Origin of the sequence: Sorangium sp. So ce281 (assembly GCF_051527395.1) — a bacterium.
Taxonomy (GTDB): domain Bacteria; phylum Myxococcota_A; class Polyangia; order Polyangiales; family Polyangiaceae; genus Sorangium; species Sorangium cellulosum_B.
Window position 1 is genome coordinate 7,265,048 of the sequence record NZ_CP150322.1, and the last position, 20,323, is coordinate 7,285,370.

The 20,323-nt window shown below is 71.2% G+C and carries 14 protein-coding genes; 4 read left to right on the forward strand and 10 right to left on the reverse strand.

Translation table 11 applies throughout. From position 1 onward, the window contains the following. Positions 1-19 precede the first annotated feature (19 nt). Positions 20-655 (reverse strand): DUF4142 domain-containing protein, encoded by a 636-nt coding sequence (locus tag WMF27_RS27360; protein ID WP_437765925.1) that lies wholly within the window; start codon positions 653-655, stop codon positions 20-22. 508 nt (positions 656-1,163) lie between these two features. Between WMF27_RS27360 and WMF27_RS27365 the strand changes: the two genes are divergently transcribed. After that, positions 1,164-3,506, forward strand: a complete 2,343-nt coding sequence (locus WMF27_RS27365) for a DNA polymerase II (protein WP_437765924.1) — start codon at positions 1,164-1,166, stop codon at positions 3,504-3,506. Between the two features lie 104 nt (positions 3,507-3,610). On the opposite strand, the gene pgm is transcribed toward WMF27_RS27365, so the two are convergent. Further along, the gene (gene pgm / locus WMF27_RS27370) at positions 3,611-5,257 is read right to left on the reverse strand and encodes a phosphoglucomutase (alpha-D-glucose-1,6-bisphosphate-dependent) (protein ID WP_437765923.1); all 1,647 of its coding nucleotides are present in this window, start codon (positions 5,255-5,257) and stop codon (positions 3,611-3,613) included. 95 nt (positions 5,258-5,352) lie between these two features. On the opposite strand from pgm, the gene WMF27_RS27375 reads away from it, so the two are divergent. Continuing rightward, the gene (locus WMF27_RS27375) at positions 5,353-6,120 is read left to right on the forward strand and encodes an alpha/beta fold hydrolase (RefSeq protein WP_437765922.1); all 768 of its coding nucleotides are present in this window, start codon (positions 5,353-5,355) and stop codon (positions 6,118-6,120) included. A 568-nt stretch (positions 6,121-6,688) separates the two neighbouring features. Here WMF27_RS27375 and WMF27_RS27380 read toward each other — a convergent pair. Both WMF27_RS27380 and WMF27_RS27385 read right to left on the reverse strand, forming a co-directional pair. Continuing rightward, positions 6,689-7,138: a hypothetical protein gene (locus tag WMF27_RS27380; RefSeq protein WP_437765921.1), complete on the reverse strand. Its 450-nt coding sequence runs from the start codon at positions 7,136-7,138 to the stop codon at positions 6,689-6,691. Between the two features lie 1,994 nt (positions 7,139-9,132). After that, entirely contained in the window at positions 9,133-10,023 is an 891-nt protein-coding gene (locus tag WMF27_RS27385; RefSeq protein WP_437765920.1) for a LysR family transcriptional regulator, read from the reverse strand. A gap of 121 nt (positions 10,024-10,144) precedes the next feature. On the opposite strand from WMF27_RS27385, the gene WMF27_RS27390 reads away from it, so the two are divergent. Next, positions 10,145-11,218: an aldo/keto reductase gene (locus tag WMF27_RS27390; protein ID WP_437765919.1), complete on the forward strand. Its 1,074-nt coding sequence runs from the start codon at positions 10,145-10,147 to the stop codon at positions 11,216-11,218. A 41-nt stretch (positions 11,219-11,259) separates the two neighbouring features. Here WMF27_RS27390 and WMF27_RS27395 read toward each other — a convergent pair whose 3' ends face one another. From WMF27_RS27395 to WMF27_RS27415, 5 genes are all read right to left on the reverse strand, one after another. Next, entirely contained in the window at positions 11,260-12,162 is a 903-nt protein-coding gene (locus tag WMF27_RS27395) for a hypothetical protein (protein ID WP_437765918.1), read from the reverse strand. A gap of 122 nt (positions 12,163-12,284) precedes the next feature. Next, positions 12,285-13,481, reverse strand: a complete 1,197-nt coding sequence (locus WMF27_RS27400) for an oxygenase MpaB family protein (protein WP_437765917.1) — start codon at positions 13,479-13,481, stop codon at positions 12,285-12,287. Positions 13,482-13,558: 77 nt separating this feature from the next. Beyond that, on the reverse strand, positions 13,559-14,224 hold the full coding sequence (locus WMF27_RS27405) for an STAS domain-containing protein (protein WP_437943100.1): 666 nt from the start codon (positions 14,222-14,224) through the stop codon (positions 13,559-13,561). A 282-nt stretch (positions 14,225-14,506) separates the two neighbouring features. Continuing rightward, complete coding sequence (locus WMF27_RS27410) at positions 14,507-16,621, reverse strand: SUMF1/EgtB/PvdO family nonheme iron enzyme (protein ID WP_437943102.1); 2,115 nt, start codon at positions 16,619-16,621, stop codon at positions 14,507-14,509. A gap of 143 nt (positions 16,622-16,764) precedes the next feature. Continuing rightward, positions 16,765-18,042, reverse strand: coding sequence for a patatin-like phospholipase family protein (locus WMF27_RS27415; RefSeq protein ID WP_437765914.1), 1,278 nt, complete (start codon positions 18,040-18,042; stop codon positions 16,765-16,767). 114 nt (positions 18,043-18,156) lie between these two features. On the opposite strand from WMF27_RS27415, the gene plsY reads away from it, so the two are divergent. Further along, a complete protein-coding gene (gene plsY, locus WMF27_RS27420; RefSeq protein ID WP_437943105.1) occupies positions 18,157-18,828 on the forward strand; it encodes a glycerol-3-phosphate 1-O-acyltransferase PlsY in 672 nt (223 codons plus the stop codon). A gap of 39 nt (positions 18,829-18,867) precedes the next feature. On the opposite strand, the gene WMF27_RS27425 is transcribed toward plsY, so the two are convergent. Further along, complete coding sequence (locus WMF27_RS27425; protein WP_437765912.1) at positions 18,868-20,025, reverse strand: purple acid phosphatase family protein; 1,158 nt, start codon at positions 20,023-20,025, stop codon at positions 18,868-18,870. Between the last annotated feature and the right edge of the window lie 298 nt (positions 20,026-20,323).

Consider the following 20,323-nt stretch of genomic DNA (forward strand, 5'->3'; position numbering starts at 1 on the left):
CCGCCCCCGACCGCGAGAGCTAGCGCTCCTGTCCCTTCGCCAGCGTCGCCTGGATGGCCTGCGCCCGTTTCAGGTGGCTCGCCGCCTCATCGCGAATGCGCTGGAGCTCCTGCTTCAGCTCCCGGCTCTTCACCCTCGGGATGGCCCGCTCGTCCAGCATCCGCAGGGCATGGGTATGCATCCTCACCTGGATGGCCACGTACGTCGCGTCGAATCTCTCGGCCGGCTGCTTCTGGAGGTACGCCGCGATGATGGACGAGTGCCCGGCGATCATCGCGCTCGCCCGCGTCGGCTCCGCCTTGATCCGGAGACGCCGGAGGAGCGCGCTCAGGCGGATGTTCCCCTGGGTGTGGGCCTCGAGCATCTCCCTGGCGAAATCCTTCACCTCGCGCGACCGCGCCTGTTTGCGGGCGATCATCGCAAGGGAGATCTCCACCTCGTTGGCCGCGGAGATCACCTTCGCGAGGGCGCCGTCCGATATCTGTGTCTCCTCGGACCGCGGGCTCGCCTCCTCCAGCCGCTGCTGCAGCTGGGAGATCTGCGCGTCCTGATGGACGTAACCTCCACGCCCACCCGCGTGCGCGGAGCTGCCGATGACGCTCGCGGCGAGCGCGGCGATCACGGCGACGCGATGCTTGAAATGATGGCGCATCATGGTGGATTCCCTTCCTGGATTTCCGCGGCGCGCTCCACCGGCCGATCCGTGGATGCCCGCGGCTCACGACGTCTCGAACGTCAAGCAAGCGGCGGACCCGCTCTCGACGTAACTCTCGACGTAGACCGAGGGACTGCCCTGCTCATGGCGCTGCGCGCGTGCGCGCTCGCGGGGCGATCGCCGCACACCCGGGGAGTCGCCCGCGCCGCGTCCCGGGATTCCACGTCAAGCCAAGAGGGCTCACCATCCCCCGTCGAATCGAGCGTGCAACCCGACAAAGGCGCTCGCCTCCTCGAAAGGCTCGAAAGGCTCGAAAGGCTCGAAAGGCGCCCTCTCCGGCGGAGGCCCCGCTCCCTCGGCAATCGCGCTCCTCCGGAAATCCCCTTCGCCCGGGGCGAGAGGGGCTTGCGGGGCGCCGGTCCCGGTGGTCAAGTGCAGCGTGGCGCGGCCCCCGGGCCGCCTCGCGCGCTGGCGAAGAGCTCGCCCGGGGGCCTCCGCGAACTCGCCCATGCCTGACCGCGGCTTCATCCTCACGCCCACGACCCGGGTCGTCGCCGGGCGCCCGGAGATCCATCTCCACGCGGTGATGGAGGACGGCGCGCCGGCGCTCATCGTCGAGGACAGGTTCAGGCCCTACTTCTTCGTGCGCGCCCGCGACGAGGACGTCGCGCGGCGGCTCGCGGACCGCCGCGTCTCCCCGGAGGCGCTCGAGACGCTCGACGGAGAGCCGGTCCTGCGCGTCGAGGCCGCGCTCCCGCGGGACGTCGCGGCGCTGCGCGACAGGCTGGCCGAGGCCGGCGCCGACGCCCTCGAGGCGGACGTGCGCTTTCCCTACCGTTTTCTCATCGATCGCGGCATCCGCGGGGCGTTCGCGGTCTCCGGGCCTTTCGAGGTCCACCCGGGCGTCGGGCGCGTGTACCGCAATCCCACGCTCGCCCCCGCGAGCTTCGTCCCCCGCCTCCGCGTGCTCTCGCTCGATATCGAGACGAGCCTCGACGGCGAGCACCTCTATGCGATCAGCCTCGCGGGGGCGGGCGCGGGCGGCGAGCGCTGCCTCCTCGTCCGCGACGAGCCGGCGCCCGGCGGGCTCCCCGCCTTCGTCGAGCGCTTCCCTGACGAGCGGACGCTCCTCGAGCGCTTCCTCGAGCTCGTCGCGCAGGCGGACCCCGATGTCCTCACCGGCTGGAACATCCCGGATTTCGATCTGCCCGCGCTCCAGCGTTATTGCCGGCGCGCCGGGCTCCTGTGCGCGCTCGGGAGGGGCGATGACGAGATCGCGATCCTGCGCGATCCGGGCTTCTCGCGCGAGGCGCGCGCCGTCCTGCCGGGGCGGGTGGTGCTCGACGGCCTCGCGCTCCTCCGCGGCGCCTTCCTGCGGCTCGACGACTACCGCCTGGAGACCGCCGCCCGGACGATCCTCGGGCGCGGCAAGCTGTTCGGGCCAGACGACCGGGGCGAGCAGATCGAGGCGTCGTACCGCGACGACCCGGCGCGGCTCGCGGAGTACAACCTCGAGGACGCGCGCCTCGTCCGGGATCTGCTGGAGAAGACGGGGCTCATCGAGCTCTCGGCGCGGAGGAGCCTGCTCACCGGCATGCAGCTCGACCGCGTGGGGGCGCAGATCGCCGCGATCGACTCGCTCTACCTGCCCGCGCTCCGCGCCCGCGGCAAGGTCGCGCCCTCGGTGTCGAGGGACGGGCCGGAGGCAGGGGCGGAGATCGCCGGCGGCCTGGTGCTCGACTCGCTGCCGGGGCTCTACCGCAACATCGTGGTGTACGATTACAAGAGCCTCTATCCGAGCCTCATTCGCACCTTCAACATCGACCCGCTGACGTTCGTCGCCGGGGGCGCCGGGCCGCCCGAGGCGCTCATCGTGACGCCGGGCGGCGCGGCCTTCCGGCGCGGCGAGCCGGGCATCTTGCCGGAGCTCGTCGCGCGCCTCTGGGACGAGCGGGCCGAGGCGCGGCGGGCGGGCGACGAGCGGGGCGCGATGGCCATCAAGATCCTCATGAACTCGCTCTTCGGCGTGCTCGGCTCTCCCGCGTCGCGCCTGTTCTCCCCGGAGGTCGCGAACGCCATCACGCGCGCCGGGCAGCACGTCATCAGGCTCACGGCCGAGGCGGTGCGGAGGGCCGGGCACCGGGTGCTTTACGGAGACACCGACTCTCTCTTCGTCGATATAGGCGAGCCGGACGCGGCGCGCGCCGTCGCCCGGGCCGAGGAGCTCCGCGACGCCATCTCCGGGTCGGTCGCCGCCGAGATCGCGAGGACGTTCGGCTGCGAGAGCCGGCTGGAGCTCGAGTTCGAGAAGGTCTATGCGCGCTTCCTCCTGCCCGAGCTGCGCGGCGCCGCGCAGGGCAGCAAGAAGCGCTATGCCGGCCTGGTCGCCGGGGAGGGCGGCGACAAGCTCGAGATCGTCGGGCTCGAGGCCGTCCGGCGGGACGCGAGCGCGGTCGCGCGGCGCTTCCAGCGGGAGCTGCTCGACCTGGTCTTCCACGATCGCCCGGTGGAGGGCTTCGTGCGGAGCTTCGTGACGGAGCTCCGCGCGGGGCGGTTCGACGCGGAGCTCGTGTACAAGAAGGCGCTGAGGAAGCCGCTCGGGGCTTACACGAAGACGACGCCGCCGCACGTGAAGGCGGCCCGCAAGCTGGGCGGGGACGCGGGGCGGATCGTGGCCTATGTGATCACGCGCGCTGGCCCGGAGCCGGCGGGCCAGACGACGGCGCCGCCGAACTACGATCATTACGTGTCGCAGCAGCTCAAGCCGATCGCGGACTCGGTGCTTCGGTGGCTGGGCGGGGCCGATTTCGATGAAATGACGGGCGCGCGGCGGCAGCTCTCGCTGTTCTGACCCGGCGCTCGTCGCGCGAGGCGAACCCGGGGGCGGGCGGGCGCGTGGCGGAGTCCCCGGAGGAGCGCCGGGAGATCAAGAGATCTCGGGCGCGCCCGGGGAGCTCACCTGGCCGACAGCGCGTCGGTGACCATCGCGCGCGCCTCGTCGAGCACGCGATCGAGGTGCGCCTGGTCCTTGAAGCTCTCCGCGTAGATCTTGTAGACGTCCTCGGTGCCCGAGGGCCGCGCGGCGAACCAGCCGTTCTCCGCGACGACCTTGAGCCCGCCGATCTCGCCGCCGTTGCCGGGCGCGCGGGTGAGCTTCGCGGTGATCGGCTCGCCCGCGAGGGTCTCGGCGCGCACCGCGTCGGGGGAGAGCTTCTTGAGCACGCTCTTCTGGCTCGGCGTGGCCGGCGCGTCGATGCGCGTGTAGATCGGCGCGCCGAACCGCGCGGTGAGGTCGCGGTAGTGCTCGGCCGGGTCGCGCCCGGTGCGGGCGAGGATCTCGGCGGCGAGCAGGTCGAGGAGGATACCGTCCTTGTCCGTCGACCACACCTGCCCGTTCTTCCGCAGGAACGAGGCGCCCGCGCTCTCCTCGCCGCCGAAGCCGAGCGAGCCGTCGAGCAGCCCGTCGACGAACCACTTGAAGCCGACCGGCACCTCGCGGAGCGGGCGGCCGAGGTCCTTCGCCACCCGATCGATCATGTTGCTCGAGACGAGCGTCTTGCCCACGGCCGCGTCGGACCGCCAGAGCGGGCGGTTCCGGAAGAGGTAGGACACCGCCACGGCGAGGTAATGGTTCGGGTTCATCAGCCCGGCGCTGCGGGTGACGATGCCGTGGCGATCCGAGTCGGCGTCGTTGCCGAACGCGAGATCGTAGTCGTCCTTGAGCGCGATGAGGTTCGCCATCGCGTGCGGCGACGAGCAGTCCATGCGGATCTTGCCGTCGTGATCGAGGGGCATGAAGCTGAAGGTGGGGTCGACGGCCTGGTTCACCACCGTGATGTCCAGCCCGAATTTCTCGGCGATCGGCGCCCAGTACGCGATGTTCGAGCCGCCGAGCGGGTCGACGCCGATGCGCAGCTTCGCGCCGCGGACGGCCTCGAGATCGACGACGTTGCCGAGATCGGCGACGTAGGGGCCGATGAAATCGTACGGGTGGGTCGTCGGCGCGCGCAGCGCGGCCTCGTAGGGCGTGCGCTTCACGCCCGCGTTGTCGGCGCGGAGCAGCTCGTTGGCGCGCTCCTCGATCCAGCCGGTGACGGCGGTGTCGGCCGGCCCGCCGTTCGGCGGGTTGTACTTGATGCCGCCGTCGTCGGGCGGGTTGTGCGACGGCGTGATCACCACGCCGTCCGCGAGCCCCGAGGTGCGCCCGCGGTTGGCGGTGAGGATCGCGTGCGAGATGGCCGGCGTCGGCGTGACGCCGTTCCGCTCGGCGATGAGGACGTCGACGCCGTTGGCCGCGAAGACCTCGATGACGCTGCGCTGCGCCGGCTCCGAGAGCGCGTGCGTGTCCATGCCGAGGTAGAGCGAGCCCGTCGTGCCCTCCTTCGCGCGGTAGTCGCAGATGGCCTGCGCGACCGCGAGGACGTGCGCCTCGTTGAAGCTGCGCCGCGCGGCCGAGCCGCGGTGGCCGGAGGTGCCGAAGGCGACGCGCTGCTGCGGATCGCCCATGTCGGGGCGCTCGCTGTAGTACTGCGCGCGCAGCGTGTCGGGATCGATCAGCACGTCAGGAGGGGCCTTGCGGCCCGCGAGGGGGTGGAGCGGCATGAGCCTCCGCATAGTCGAGCGCGCGGGGCGAGCCAACCCTTCCACGGGGCGCCCCGGGCGCCGCGCAGAGGCGCGGCTGGATTGACGCGCGTTCGATGCTCGGCGATCTCTCGCCCGTGACCGCGCCGCTCCGGCTGCTGCTCCTCCCCGGCCTCGACGGCACCGGCGCGCTCTTCGAGCCGTTCCTCTCGACGCTGTCCGCCGACATCGCGCCGGAGGTCGTCTCCTACCCGGCGGACACGGCGCTCGATTACGGCGCGCTCGAGGAGCTGATCGCGGCGCGCCTGCCCGCGGGCGGGCCGTATGCGCTGCTCGGCGAGTCGTTCTCGGGGCCGCTCGCGCTCCGCCTGGCCTGCCGGAGCGCCGGGCAGCTCGTCGGCGTGGTGCTCGTGGCCACCTTCGTCACGAACCCGGTGTGGCTCGTGCCGTCGCTGGCGCGGCACCTCGTCGGCCCGTGGCTCTTCCGCCGCCGCGCGCCGGAGCTCGTCTCGCGCCGCTACCTCGTCGGCGCGCGCGCCTCCGCCGCGTGGCTGGAGCGCGTGGCCGCGAACGTCGAGACCGTCGATCCCGCGGTGATGGCGGCGCGCGTGCGCGAGGTGCTCTCGGTGGACGCGCGCGCGGCGCTCCAGGGCTGCGCCGCGCCGCTGCTCTACCTGGGCGCCGCGGGCGACGCGCTGGTGCCGCCGCGCGTGCTGCGCGAGCTCCGCCGCATGCGGCCCGACCTGGAGTGCGTCACCGTGGACGCGCCGCACCTGGTGCTGCAGCTCGCTCCCGAGGCGTCGGCGCGGGCGATCGAGGAGTTCCTGAGGCGCGCGGCAGCTCGACCCGGGAACGCTGCGACTGGCTGTCCGGGCGCTCCATAGCGCGTCACGGCGCCTCGACAGGCACGAATCCGACGCCGCCGTGAGATCGATTTGCGAACGCGCCCGGAGGAGGACCGCCGCGCCAGACGTTCAGCCATTACGCAACACTTTGCATAGCTTATCGCTCATACACGGCGCTCACATGTCGAGGAAACCCCGGTCTACACGCTTCGCCATGGATCGACGCTCGATGTAGCCAGGGGCCGTGCCCGGTACGAGCGCACGCCCGGCCATCGCCGACACTGGGTCGGACCGCTATCGTTCCGGGCAACAGGTCCTGCTCGACGCTCGGGTCGGGAAAATCTGGGCCAAGTTAGCACCACTGCGGGAAGTTGCCCCGAATCGGCAGAAAAACCGCCATGGCGCCAAGGTCGCCAAGGGAGAAGAGGAAGCGCCGTCCCGGCATTTTTCCTCCCATTTCCCTGGTTTCTTGGCGCCCTTGGCGTCATGGCGGTTCGCTTCCCCCTCCGACTTCCCGCAGTCGACCATCATCTAGCCCGTTCGGCAGCTGCGCAGACGAGACATTCGGAGCTCCTCTACCGAGAAGTACACAGCGCCGGCGACCGGATCACGGGTCAGCAGACCTCGGCGCTACCCCGGCCGCAGGCTTCAGCCGCGTCACAAACGCTGCCGGCGCCATGGCAAGAGGGCTGAGCATCAAGGAAGTCTTCACCGCATCATTGATCCTTGCCGCAAAACTCTCCATCTCTGGCAGCTCAACACCAGGACTACTAAAATCAATCACAAATGTCGGCCAGACAAGGAGCCCGAGCGCAACGAGCAAGTACAGCGCAGTCAAGCTGATCGCGCCAAAAGCCTGCTCAGAGTCAATAGCAGCAATCTTCGCCCGAACACGCTCCTCCTGCGGAAACCAGAACGCCGCAAACGCACTGAGCGCCGGCATATGAAGCCCAATAACCGACGGGATCACGGCATATACCTGCTCGTAGCCCAATGACTGATCCTGCCTGACCGCAGGTCCGAGCAGCAGCAAGACCACAGCGAGCGCCAAGGACACGACCCAAGATGTGTACAGAACAATCCGCAATGTCGACTGTCTCATTGCTTCCGCACAAGCGCAGCTAGACGCCGCGAGCAAAGGCCAACAGAATCATCCCCGGTCGTACCTGTCCTAGGATCGACCACAGTGGCGCTGCTGATCGTGCGCCATCGGTTATCACTCGCACGACGCCACGAATAGCGACCTTCGAGAGACAACACGGCAGCAGTCGCATCCAATAATCTTTCATTGCTCTCGCTTTTCAGCGTCAGACCGAACCGTGCCTTGATCACGATCCCACCAGTGGCCGACGGCACTGGGAAGTCGTGAGTAGCAACCGACTTCCCATTCGTCGTGCTGGAGAGGGAATCCGCATCGAGCTCCCGCGCGCAGGAGGCTGGGAACCCGTTCAACAACGTGCTCCACAGTTCATCCATTCTCAGGAGCCCGTCGGCTGTAACGAACCGTTCGTGTAGGCTAGTAGCATCAAGAACGGCCAGCGAGGCCGGAGCGCGCCCCTCAACCTCGACCACCAAACCGCTCCTATTGGCGAGCAACGGCTCTAAGCAATGTCGCACCCGCTGCCCAACTACCTCCGTACGGACATTGGCCTGCAATCCATTCGCGGTCGACATGACGCGCGCCTCAATCCCAGCCCTTGCAAGCACTGCAGCAGCCTGAGCTACGTACATCGATCGTTCGTCTGCTTCGACAGTCCCGAGGTCTGGGATCGCCAATACACAGCGGCCATCTTGCGCCTCCGGAGACACACAATCAGCGGGCAATTCGAAAGAGTCGTCGGAACAGGTATGTCCGGGAGGTATCGTCGATGCACCTGTCGCTGCCATCGGTCCGGGCGTCCCAACATCTGGCGGCCGGCTCACTCCCGGTTCGGGCGACGCCCCCTTGCAGGCTCCCGCTGCCATCGCGGTGAACAGCGCGGTTACATACGGGCCGATTCGGGGATGCGGCATGATTGAAGGTGTTACCTCGATGGTCGGCGCGGGCACAGGACGATCAGTGCCCGCGCCAGATTAGATTCCTCACCCGCTCTGGGATGCTAGAAGGGCTTGCGATTGCCACCCTCGTTGCAGTAGCCACAGCCACGGTTTGAGTACTCGCAACAAATCGGTCGCTCGGGCGTGCCTCTGTCGCAACACCAAGCGTTATCACCACCACCGCACACCTGTCGATACGGACCGCAGTCATGCAGCGGCTCTGCTGCACTGCGATGGGGCTCCCCAGCGGCAAACGTCGCCTCGGCATCGGCTTGTCCGACCATGATGTATGCCGTGAACGCGAACATCAGAATAGCAATGGCGCGCCTGATCCTCATCGTCCCCTCCGGCGTCAATGACCGCTCGTCCGATTTTAACCAATGTCATCATGATTTGTTCCATCGGTCAAGGCGACAGCGCGGGATTCGAGAGTCCAGCTAACTCCGTGGGCCCGAGCGGGTCCTGTTCGCTCGAGGCGCTGCCCGGACCTGCATCCGCTTGGCGCTGTCCGCCAGTTATGGCGCCAGGAGCGCCGCGAGGTGCGGCCCCGCCGTTGCATCGCGCTCAGCCCCTGGGCGGGCGAGCAGCTCGACCGATCCGTCGAGCCACGTTCGTCCTGCCTGGACCACCCACTCGGATCGTACCCGGTCCGGCAGAGCGGGGAGCGGGCAAGCCCCAGGCCATCCGCTCCAGAAGGACCGCGGAAGCGCTCCGCCTCCGCGCACGGGTGCGTGTCGAAGAAGGGATGGAGAGTCCATGAGCAAGACGGGGACGTCGTCGGACAGGATTCGTGTGAGCACGCCGGGGCCAGCCCGAGTTCGGGCTGGGCGTCGCGCGCCCACCTGCCCACGCTCAACGCGCTGCCCCGCGCGCGAGGTCACCGCGGTGAGCACTACCCGGCAAGAGGCCGGTCGCGAGCATTGACCGCTTCACCTTGCAGTGTTGTCCTTCCACGTCTTCGGTTCGACGTCGGGACGGGCGCGCCGCGCCGCGCCGCGCCTTCGCCTTCGGCGCCTAGGCGCGGCGCACGAAGTCGACGAACGCGCGCAGCGCGGGGGGCGCCTGCCGCCGGCTGGGATAGTACAGATAGAAGCCGGGGAACGACGGCGACCAGGGCGAGAGCACCTGGGTCAGCTTCCCGGCCTCGACCAGCGGCCTCGCTTGCTGGTCGAACACGTAAGCGATGCCCACGCCATCCACCGCGGCGCGCAGCGCGAGATCCGGGTCGTTCACGATGAGCGGGCCGTCGACGGCGACCTCCAGGGACTGCCTCCCCTTCTCGAACTCCCATCGATACAGGCTGCCGTCCGTCGGCCAGCGCGTGTTGATGCAGCGGTGCCGGTGCAGATCGCGCGGGGTCGCGGGGACCCCGTGGCGCGCCAGGTAACCCGGCGAGGCCACCGCCATCAGCGCCAGATCGCCGCTCAGCTTCACGGCCACCATGTCCTTCTCGAGGCGCTCGCCCAGGCGAATGCCGGCGTCGAAGCGGCGCGCGACGATGTCGGCGATCGCGTCCTCGACCACCACGTCCAGCACGATGCCCGGGTGCGCGTCGAGGAACCGGCCCATCAGCGGGGCGAGCGCCCAGAGCGCGGCCATCCGCGCCGAGTTGATCCTGAGCACGCCCGCGGGACTGTCGCCCAGCGTCTTCACGTCGGCGACCGCCGCCTCCAGCTCGGTCAGCGCCGGGGCCAGCCGCGAGAGCAGCCGCGCCCCCGCCTCGCTCGGCGCCACGCTGCGCGTGGTGCGGTTGAGGAGCCGCACGCCGAGCCGCTCCTCCAGCCCCCGGATGGTCTGGCTCAGGGCCGACGGCGAGACGCGCAGGTGCGCCGCCGCGCGGGCGAAGCTCCCGTGCTCCACGATGGCGGCGAACGCCTTCAGATCGGCGAAATCCCTCCCCTGCATTATGTACTCCTGGCTAAACAGGCCGATTCGATCATGTCGGATTCTTCGAGGAGCGCCAGGGCCTTAAGGTCCGGGTCGAGGCCGGGCGCCTGCCGCGCCCGCCGCATTTGTGGAGCCAACCATGACCAACGCTCTCTCTCTCGACACCTACCGATTGCTGGGCCGCTCGGGCCTGCGCGTCTCCCCGCTGGCGCTCGGCACCATGACGTTCGGAACCGACTGGGGGTGGGGCAGCGATCGCGACGAGGCGAGGCGCATCCTCGATGCCTACCTCGACCGCGGCGGGAACTTCATCGATACCGCCAACAAGTACACGAACGGCACCTCGGAGCGGCTGATCGGCGAGCTCGCCGGCGACCGGCGCGAGCGCCTCGTGCTGGCCACCAAGTACACGCTCACCATGCGGCCCGGCGATCCGAACTCGGGCGGCAACCACCGCAAGAACATGGTGCGCTCGGTCGAGGCGAGCCTCGGGCGGCTGAAGACCGATTACATCGACCTCCTGTACCTCCACGCCTGGGACGGGACCACGCCCGTGGAGGAGATCCTGCGCGCGATGGAGGATCTCGTGCGAGCGGGAAAGGTGCTTTATGTCGGCATCTCCGACACGCCGGCCTGGCAGGTCTCCCGCATGCAGGCGATCGCGGATCTGCGCGGGTGGGCGCCGCTCGTCGCGCTGCAGATCGAGTACAGCCTGATCGAGCGCACCGTCGAGCGGGAGCTCATCCCGATGGCGCAGGAGATGGGCCTCGGGGTCATCCCGTGGTCGCCGCTGGCCAGCGGCGTGCTCACCGGGAAGTACACGAGGGCCGATCTCGACGCCGGCGGCGGCGCGGCCGACGCCGCCGGCACGCGCAAGAACGTCGCCGCCGCCAATGGATCGCTGACGGAGCGGGGCCTCGCCATCGCCGGCTTGGTGAAGGAGGTCGCGGCCGAGATCGGCAAGACGCCGGCGCAGATCGCCCTCGCCTGGACGCTGCTCCACCCGGCCGTGACCGCGCCGATCATGGGCGCGCGGACCCTGAAGCAGCTCGAGGACAACCTCGGCGCCCTCGACGTGCGGCTAACGGACGGCCAGCGCTCCCGACTCGACCGGGCCAGCGCGGTCGAGCTCGGCTTCCCGCACGATTTCCTGGCGCGGCCGCTGACCCGGAGCGTGATGTTCGGCGACGTGACGATCGCCGCCCGGCGTTGAGCTGAGGTGAGCCCCCCTCGCGCGGGCTCACCTTTCGCGGTTCACAGCGGCCTGTCCTTCGCCGCCGCCACGAGCCAGTCCGCGCACGCGCCGTCCTCGGCGGGCGGCTGAACGCCCTTGAGGAGATACCACGCCTCCCGGTGCTCCGCGCGGGCGCCGGTCGCAACGCGCTGCAGCGGGCCGAGCGACTCGATCTCGAGCATGTCCGCGTTCGTGAACGTCTCGAAGTTGCACCCCATGTCCGGGTACGTGGCGCCCTCGATGAACGGGAACCGCTTCAGGAACACGTTCCCGTGGTTCGCGTACGCCGCGTAGCCCTGGGTCACGAGCGCACCCACCTTCTGCGGCCCCTTGCCCGCGACCTGCCGCAGGCGGATCACGCGCTTGCCCCAGGTCCACCGCGGCTCGGCCATGTCGGAGTACGACCACAGCACGAGCGGCCGCGCCGGCAAGACGCGATCGGGGTGCGGGACGAACGGCGCCTGCGGGAACAGGCACTCGCCGCCGCCCGCCATCACGGAGAGCGACCACGGGGCGAACTCGACCGCATAGGCGCTGTGGTTCTCGATCGCATGATCGATGACGAACCTGCCCGCCGCGGCGTCCGCCGCGATGCGGACCTCCTTCTGCATTCCGTACCTGTCCGGCGCGGTCCGGAGCACGAGCGCGCCGTTCTCCTCCCGGTGCTGCACGGGATCGTTGTCGGGCTGCAGCGTCCGCTGCTCGTCCTCGGGGCCGATCCAGAGCCGGTGGCCGCCGTAGAACCTGTACTGGGTCCCGCCTGTCGCGCCCATGTCCTCGGGGATCTCGGAGAACTCGTTCGGACCGCCGATGACGCCGTACCGGATGATGCGCGGGCCGATGTCGAGCGTGACGACGAGCTCCGTGTCACCGCAGACGAGGCGCGCGGCGCGCTTCCAACCGCCGTAAGGGATGATCTCCATGCGGGAGGTCTCGTACCGCAGAACCGGAGGGCGGTTCAACCCCGACGGCCGCGCCCGCTCGCACGCCGTCGCCCTGGACATCCGGCGCCGCGGCCGCCGCGGCCCGCGAGCGGCGCGACCGCTCAGGTGCCGCTGCCGGCGAGGCGCTCCGGGGGCGCGAAGTCGGCCGGGCGGCCGCCGAGGCCCATCGAGATGACGCGCCGCCAGCGGAGGTCGCCGAGGTCGAGCGCGAGACCCTGCAGGGGCGGCAGCGCGTGCGCGCGGCTCGACGCGGCGGCGACCGCGCGGAGCAGCGGCACGACGAGGGACGAGCGCTGCCGGGGCACGCCGAGCTGCTCGGCGAGCTCATCGCCCAGCACGGCCCGGGAGAGGCCGCAGGAGATGGCCATGAACCGCTCGGCGCTCCGGCGCTCGCCGTCGGTTCGCGCGCTGCGCACCCTGCGGGTGAGCAGCGCGTCCACGAGCATGCGCGAGTCGTGGTCCGGCGCGCCCTGCGTCGCGAAGATCATCTCGGCCAGCCGTCGCGCCTCGGCGTAGGACCCGGGGATGAGCTCCGGCTCGACACCGATGACGTGGGCCACGTAGCGCCAGAGGTGGACGAGATCCTCCCTCTGGGCGGGCGCGAAGCGGTAGGCGAGCTTGTCGAGGCCGTCGATGACCGCGACCGAGAAGAGCAGCGCCGTCGCCACCATGTCGTGCTGGTTGATCGGCTCGCCCCAGAGGGCCGCCTGCCACCGGCCGCTCGCGCGGATGAGGCGCCGCACCTGCGCGTGCATGACGCGCACCTTGACGGTGATCGCGAAGCCCTCGCCGGAGCGGCGCATTCCGTTCGCCTGGCTCACGGCGTAGACGAACCGGCTCGTCTCGGCGAGGCGGCGCTCGGCCTGCTCGCGGAGCCTCCCCGAGAAGACCAGCGGCTTGTTCCCGCCGGGCGACGCGTACCCGAGGATGAGCGACTGCATCGCGAGCAGGATCCCGCCGAGGACGCCCGTGCGCAGGAACGCCGCCCCGCCGCGGTTCACCGCCTCCCAGTCCACCCAGAGGGGCACGCGATCGACCGACGCGAAGAGCGCCCGCAGCTCGGCCGGGGCCTCTTTCGCCGCGCGGTCGTCGTCCATGCCGCGCATGCCGCGCGCGAGGGCAGCCTCCAGGAGGCGGAAGCCCTGGCCCGGCGGCATCGACGCGAACGCGTCCACGACGGCGTCGGCGACCGGATCGACGCGGAGCAGGAAGGGCCCCAGGCGATCGAGCTGGTCGCCGAAGCGACGGCGGGCGTCTGCGGTGTCCTGGAAGCGAGCGGGGATCGTCGCGTTCTCCATGGGCTGCACCAGAATATCCCTTGCCACACCGGCCGCGCTCCGCAAAGGCGACGCCGCACGAAGCGGAGCTCCGCGGCTCACCGCGGTGAGATCGCGCGCCCCCGCTGCGCAAGGCAGAACCTGAGCCCCTCCCGCAGGCTGCGCATCGGGTTCAGCTCGTCGAACGCGACGCCGAGCGTGACGAGCGTCTCCGCGACATGACCGCCCAGGCCGGTGAGGACGCAGCGCGCGCCGAGGAGCTGCACCGCCTGAGCCAGCTTGATGAGGTGCTGGGCGGTCATGGAGTCGATGAGCGTGACGCCGGTCAGATCGAGGATCACCCACTCGACGTCGCTGTCTTCCGCCACGCGCACGAGGAGCCGCTCGGTCACCTCGACGGCGCGCACCGAGTCGAACAGCCCGACGAGCGGGAGCGTGAGGATGCCGTGCCATATGTCGATGATCGGCACCGAGAGCTCCCGGATCGCGCACTCCTGGCGCTGGATGGTGTCCAGCTGATGCTCGAGCTCGCGCTTCGAGGCGGCGAGCGCGGCGAGCGCCTGGCTCTTCTGCTGCGTGGTCGCGGAGAGCTCGGAGAGAAAGACGCGCAGCGCCTCCTCGATCACCCCGAAGGCGTCGTGTTCGACCGCCGCCAGCTGCTTCAGCGCGAGCTCGACCTCTCCCGTGGACGCGAGCGCGACCGCATCGATGACGCGTTGCATCCGGCCTTCCTCGATGGAGATCAGCTTCTCGGATTCTTGCATGGGCTCCTGTGGGCGCAGCAGGGGTTGACCGGTGAGGAAGCGGCGTCACCAGGCTCCTGCGCGAGGTCGATCTCGCCGGCCCGCATGGGAGGACGTGCGCGCGGTGACCTGGTCTCGTGCGCCCGATCGCGCGGATCTACCTGTCCCGACATCCTACCTCGCGATCGGCGTGTGGACCGACGTTCGACCAAGATGGGATAGATAGCCTATCCCGGGCGCGGCTGAAATGAGCCTGGCCGGCTGACCCGCGCTTCCCTGCCGCCCGCTCCGGCGACCTCATGCTCAATCGACCGAGCGAGCGCACCGAAACCCGGTCGAGACGTCGCCTGCCTCACGATCGTACGCCAGCCGGAACGTCGCTTTTGCCGTGCTCGCGGAGAAGTCCCACGATCCCCCCCGGAGCACGCCCCTGCTGCCGGTCGCCGGCACCTGGGGATCCGTCTGGGCGCCTCTGGCATACACGCCCGGGTCCCAGCCGTCGGCCACCCACTCCCAGACATTGCCCGCCATGTCGAGCGCGCCCGACGGGCTCGCTCCGGCCTTGGCCGAGCCGACCTCCTGGGTGCCACGGCCGCGCCCGCTGCAGCCCTGCCCGGGAGGCCGAGACACGACCGCGTGCGCGCACCCTGGCGGCTCGTTGCCCCACGGATACTCGCGGCCGTCGGCGCCGCGCGCGGCGTATTCCCACTCGGCCTCGGTCGGGAGCCGCTTGCCGGCGAAGGCGCAGTACGCGGCCGCCTGCGCCTGGTCGACGCACGAGATCGGGTGTTGCGACTTCGCGGGATCCGCCGCGGTGCAGAGCGCGCCGCGCTGCTCGACGTCGGCGTCGGTCGCGCGGGGGCCGTGCAGGCCGCTCGGCGTGCACCGGCCCGCCTCGACGCAGCGCTGGTAGGCGGCGACCGTCACCTCGGTGCGATCGACGTCGAACGCGCGGGTCAGCGTCACCTCGTGGGGCGGGCGCTCGGATTTGCCGCCCTTTGCGCTGCCCATCGTGAAGCGGCCCGCCGGCAGCCGGACCATGTCGGGCGGGGGCGGCGCCTTCATCCGGGGCGCGGTCAGGCCGCCGAACGCGCGCGCCGGCCGCGCGTCGTCGGGGGCGCGGCGGCGGGCGAACGCGACGGCCCCTGCGCCCGCCGCGGCCAGCGCGGCCGCCGAGACGAGCGCGGGCAACAGGCGCCGCCGCGGGGCGGCCCTGGCGGCGTGGGGCGCGGGAGGGGGCGGCGCCGGTTGCGGGGCAGCCTGCGGCGGCGCGCTCGTCGCCAGGCCGCGGATCGTCGTGAGGGATGACGTGGGCGGCGTGCCGGCGGACGTGGGCGGCGTGCCGGCGGACGTGGGCGGCGCGCCGGCGGACGTGGGCGGCGCGCCGGCGGGCGAGCTGGCGGCCACGCGCTCCGCCCCCGCCGCGCCCAGCGCCGCAGCGCCCGCAGGCGGGCTGCCCGCTGCAAGCGCGCCCGCGCCGGCGGGCGCGGCCGCCGCCATCGCGGCCTCGAGCGCTCCCCAGAGCTCGCCTGCCGTGCGGTAGCGCTCCCGCGGGTCGATCGCGAGCGCGCGGCGCACCACCGCCTCGACGGCGTCGGGCGCGCTCACGCCCGCGCCGCCCAGGCTCGGGCGGAACGCCGGATCGGTCGCGGCGATGTACAGCTGCGTGACGTCGCTGCCGAGGAGGGCGCGGTTGCCCGAGGCGACCTCGATGAGCACCAGGGCGAGCGCGAAGACGTCGGTCCACGGCCCGGTCGCGCCGAAGCGGTGGTGAAACTGCTCCGGCGCGCCGTAATGGACGGTGAAGGCCCGGAGCGCGCTCCCTGTCTCGGCCATCGCCTGCGTCATGCTCGAGAGCTCGCCGAGCACCTTGGCGATGCCGAAGTCGAGGACCTTCAGCGTGCGCCGGCCGCCGATCTCCGCGAGGAACAGGTTGGCCGGCTTGACGTCGCGGTGGGCGACGCCCTGCGCGTGCGCGCTCTCGAGCGCGTACGCCGCGGGCGCGAGCAGGGCGACCGCCTCGGCGAGCGGGCGCGCCGCCTCGCCGCGGGCGCGCCGCTCGGCGATCTCGCGGTCGAGCGGCACGCCATGGAGCCACTCGAGCACGAGATAAGGCGTCCACTCGCCCGACGGCGAGACCGCGGCGCCGGTGTCGAGGGCCTGCACGATGCCGGCGCTCGCCCGGGAGAGGCGGTGGAGGAGCCGCCCCTCGTCGAGGAGCATCCGCTGGAAGGACGCGCGCTCCGCCGGGGCCAGCGATCCGAGCAGCTTCAGGCACTTGACCGCGACCGGCTCGTCGAACCCGAGGTGCTGGCCGCGGTAGACGACGCCGAACCCGCCCTCGCCGACCACGGCGTCGAGCCGGTACTTGCCGCCGATCGTCGCGCCCACCCAGCCGAAGGGATCCGAAGGTGCCATCTCGCGGCGCGAGTCTACACCGGGCGCCGCGGCCGCGCGGCGCTCGCGCCGAGGTAGGCGCCGAGCGCCCCGACGTCGGCTGGAGCCTCAGCGCCCGAGAGGATCCGGACGGATCCAGAGCGTGCCTGTGTCTCCAGGCCCCCTCAGGGCGCCCGCTCCTCGAACCCGCCCGGCCTCAGCGCCCGCTCGAAGAACGCGCACAGCTCCTCGTGCCGCGCGCGCGCGTCCGCGCGGCCTATCTCGATGAGCGCCCCGGCGAACTCCCCGTCGAACAGCAGGTAGGACAGGAAGTCGGCCTCGCGCTGCTCGTCTCCCTCGGCGAGGCGCCGCATCACGCGGCCGAGCACGCTCGTGGTGCGCGCGCGGAACGCCGGGGAGCGCACGAACTCCGCCGCCAGGCTGCCGATGTCCTTGGAGGCGCGGATGAGCAGCGACCGCATCGGCCGGAGCGCGCGCCCCGGCGGCAGCCCGAGCTCGTCGTTGAGCTCGCCGATGAAGCCCTCGCCATAGCGCCGCCGCCCCGCCTCCAGGATCCCGTTGATGCTCTCGAGGCGCGCCAGGTCGTTGTCGATCCGGTCGAGCATCAGCGCGTTCAGCGTCTTGCCGAGCAGGAAGAGGGGCCCGGGGAGGCCCGGCGCGTCGCGCTCGGCCGCGCTCGACGCGGGCTCGATGTACCGCGGATTGACCACGATCACGCCGTCGGCCCCGAGGCGCCGCGCGGGCGACAGCGGGACGTTCTGGCGCAGCCCGCCGTCGCAGTAGAGCTCGCCGTCGATGTTCACCGGGCGGAACAGGATGGGGAGCGCGGACGAGGCGAGCGCGTGCTGCGCGCGGATCGCGGTGGCGCGGGGGGAGATCGTCGGGTCGTGGCTCCAGGGCGGCAGGCCGGGCTCGCGGCGGTGGACGAAGACGACCGTGCGGCCGCTCTTGACCAGCGTCGTCGACACGGTCAGCGCCGACAGGAGCCCCCTCTCGAGGTGGCCGTCGATCCGCTCGAAGGGCACGGCCTCCGCGATCTGCCGCTCGAGGCCCGACGTGTCGAGGAGCGCGGCGCGGCCGCCGCTCGACGGCGTGCCCGCGGCGCCCCCGCGGAGCAGGTCGTGCCCGACCGCGAGCACGCCGCGCACGTCGAGGCGCACGAGGTCGTCGATGCGCAGGCGCGTCCACACCGCGGCGAGCCGCCGCGCGCGGCTCCGCGCCTCGTCCGCGAACGCGGCGAGCCCACAGACGTTGATGGCGCCGACCGAGGTGCCGCACAGGATATCGAGCGGCGCCTCGCGGCCGAGATCGCGAGAGACGTCCTCGAGGATGTGCTGCGCCACGCCGACCTCGTAAGCGCCGCGGGCGGCGCCGCCGGCCAGGACGAGCGCGATCTTGGGGGCGCGGCCACTCCGGGTCGAGACGGGCGCCAGGTCAGCCATCCTCGCAGAATACCACGATCGCCACCGGGACATGGGGCCTTTGGCGCGCGCTCGACGCGGCGCGCGTGCTACACCCGCCGTGAGCGCGGGCATGGAGGCGCCCGATGACGGCCAATGACGGCACTCTACCTGGCCCTTGCCTACCTCCTCGGAGCGATCCCGACAGGCTACCTCTTCGCCCGGTTCGTCAAAGGGGTCGACCTCCGCGAGGTCGGCTCCGGGAACATCGGCGCGACGAACGTCTTGCGCGCCTTCGGCTGGGGGCCTGGCCTGGCCGTCCTGGCCGCGGATGTGGCGAAGGGCGCGCTCGTCGCCGGGCCCCTCGCGTCGTGGCTCTCCGTCGCGCCGGGCGGGTGGGTCGCCGCGGCGGGCGGCCTCATCGCGGTGCTGGGCCACGACTACACGGTCTTCCTCGGGATGCGGGGCGGCAAGGGCGTCGCGACGTCCTGCGGTGTCCTGCTCGTGCTGGCGCCGCGATCCACGCTCGCCACGCTGGCCGTCTTCGCGGTCGTCGTGCGGGCGACTCGCATGGTCTCGGCGGGCTCCCTCGCCGGCGCCCTCGCCCTGCCCCTCTTCCTCTGGCTGCTCGGCGAGCGGGCCGCCCCGGCCCTCTGCCTCTCGCTGCTCCTCGCCGCGCTCGTCTGGCTGAAGCACATCCCGAACATCCGGCGGATGCTCGCGGGCACCGAGAACACGATCTCGTTCGGGAACCAGCGCGATGACGAGCGCGACGACGAGCGCGATGACGAGCGCGACGGCGCGCCGCGCGACGACGAGCGCCGCTGACGGCCGGGGCAACGCTCGGCCGTCGACCGCGGCGCCCGCTCACTTGGCCATGGTCGTCGTGAAGATCACCACGCCTTGCTTGTCGATGAACTCGAACAGGAGGTTCCTCCCCTCGAACCGCAGATAGGCGAAGCCCTCGGTCTTGTCGGTGAAGAAGAGCTGCCCCCGCTCGGTCGGGACCGAGGGGGACACCGCGCGGGTCTTCGAGCCGGCGCCGCTGATGGCGAAATAGGTGCTCGGGCAGCTCTCGTCTCGCCCCTTGTCGATGAACTCGAGGTTGTGGTCGTGGCCGGCCATGTACATGTCGGCCCCGCAGTAGATGGCCTGCTGCATGGCGAACATCCCGCTCGCCCCGAGCGACGGGTTGTCCGAGGCGTGAGCTCCGGACGTGAAGCGGGGGTGATGACCGAAAACGATCTTCCACGTGGCGTCCGAGGCGGCGACCCGGGCGCTCATGTCGCGCGCCTGGTCATCGGAGGTGAAGTCGACGGTATCGATCCCGAAGAGATGGACGTCGCCGACGCGAACGTCGTAATACGAGGCGGGCATGTGCCACTTGCCGGTCAGCCGCATGCCGGGCCCGTCGCCCACGGGCAGCTGAGAGTAGTCGATCTGCGCTTGCCGTGCGCCGTTGCTGCTGGGGCCGTGGTCGTGGTTCCCCAGCACCGCATAGAACGGGAGGCCGTTCAGGCCGGGCCTGTCGTAGGGCTGCTCGAACTTGGGACCCCACTGCGCATCGCTCGTGTCGACCACGCCGTGGTCGTAGAAATTGTCGCCGTTCATCATCACGGCATGACAGCCCCCGACCTCGACGCACTTCTCGCTCATCCGATCGGCGACCTGGTTCTGCGCGAGGTTTCCCTCGCCGGTGTCGCCGAGGGCGATGATCCTGACGACATCATGGCGAGAGACGACGGTCCCGATGACCTCGGCGCGCCCCGCGCCCGAGCTCGCTCCGGGGCCCGCGGCGCCCCCGCCGCTCGGCCCGGCGCCGCTGCTCGCGGCGCTGCTGCTCGCGGCGCCCGTGCCGGTCGGCTCATGGTCTGTCCCCTCGTACGCGCCGGCGCTCGGGCTCGGCACGCTGTCCGCCACGCCGCAGCCCGCGCCGAGCGCGACGGCCGGCGACGCGGAGAGGACGAGGGCAACAAGGGACTTCGTGGAGATCACGAGAGGACGAGCTGCGCGGAGAGGCTTCATCTGGCGCTCATTGTAACCAACGCCGGTCTCCGATGGCATCACCATCCCCTTCCGGCAGACCCCTCAGGGGCCATCGAGAAGCCAGGCTCGAGCGCGCTCCCCTGGACCCCCCGCCGGCGCCCATGCCGTCGCCCGCCATCGGAGCGGCTCCCTTCCATGGTGCCCGTTTTCGCTTGACATAAGCGAGATCACATCACGAGCTCGGTCGCGCTCTACCCGCGGCTGCGGCCGGTCGGCGAGGGCGACGCTCTTCCGGCGCTCGAGCGAGCGCCGCGCGGCCTGCGCGGGAGGAGATGCC

Coding starts and splice junctions, on each gene's coding strand:
- WMF27_RS27360 (WP_437765925.1), bottom strand. CDS start 655: ATGATGCGCCATCATTTCAAGCATCGCGTCGCCGTGATCGCCGCGCTC.
- WMF27_RS27365 (WP_437765924.1), top strand. CDS start 1,164: ATGCCTGACCGCGGCTTCATCCTCACGCCCACGACCCGGGTCGTCGCC.
- pgm (WP_437765923.1), bottom strand. CDS start 5,257: ATGCCGCTCCACCCCCTCGCGGGCCGCAAGGCCCCTCCTGACGTGCTG.
- WMF27_RS27375 (WP_437765922.1), top strand. CDS start 5,353: ATGCTCGGCGATCTCTCGCCCGTGACCGCGCCGCTCCGGCTGCTGCTC.
- WMF27_RS27385 (WP_437765920.1), bottom strand. CDS start 10,023: ATGCAGGGGAGGGATTTCGCCGATCTGAAGGCGTTCGCCGCCATCGTG.
- WMF27_RS27390 (WP_437765919.1), top strand. CDS start 10,145: ATGACCAACGCTCTCTCTCTCGACACCTACCGATTGCTGGGCCGCTCG.
- WMF27_RS27395 (WP_437765918.1), bottom strand. CDS start 12,162: ATGGAGATCATCCCTTACGGCGGTTGGAAGCGCGCCGCGCGCCTCGTC.
- WMF27_RS27400 (WP_437765917.1), bottom strand. CDS start 13,481: ATGGAGAACGCGACGATCCCCGCTCGCTTCCAGGACACCGCAGACGCC.
- WMF27_RS27405 (WP_437943100.1), bottom strand. CDS start 14,224: ATGCAAGAATCCGAGAAGCTGATCTCCATCGAGGAAGGCCGGATGCAA.
- WMF27_RS27410 (WP_437943102.1), bottom strand. CDS start 16,621: ATGGCACCTTCGGATCCCTTCGGCTGGGTGGGCGCGACGATCGGCGGC.
- WMF27_RS27415 (WP_437765914.1), bottom strand. CDS start 18,042: ATGGCTGACCTGGCGCCCGTCTCGACCCGGAGTGGCCGCGCCCCCAAG.
- plsY (WP_437943105.1), top strand. CDS start 18,157: ATGACGGCACTCTACCTGGCCCTTGCCTACCTCCTCGGAGCGATCCCG.
- WMF27_RS27425 (WP_437765912.1), bottom strand. CDS start 20,025: ATGAAGCCTCTCCGCGCAGCTCGTCCTCTCGTGATCTCCACGAAGTCC.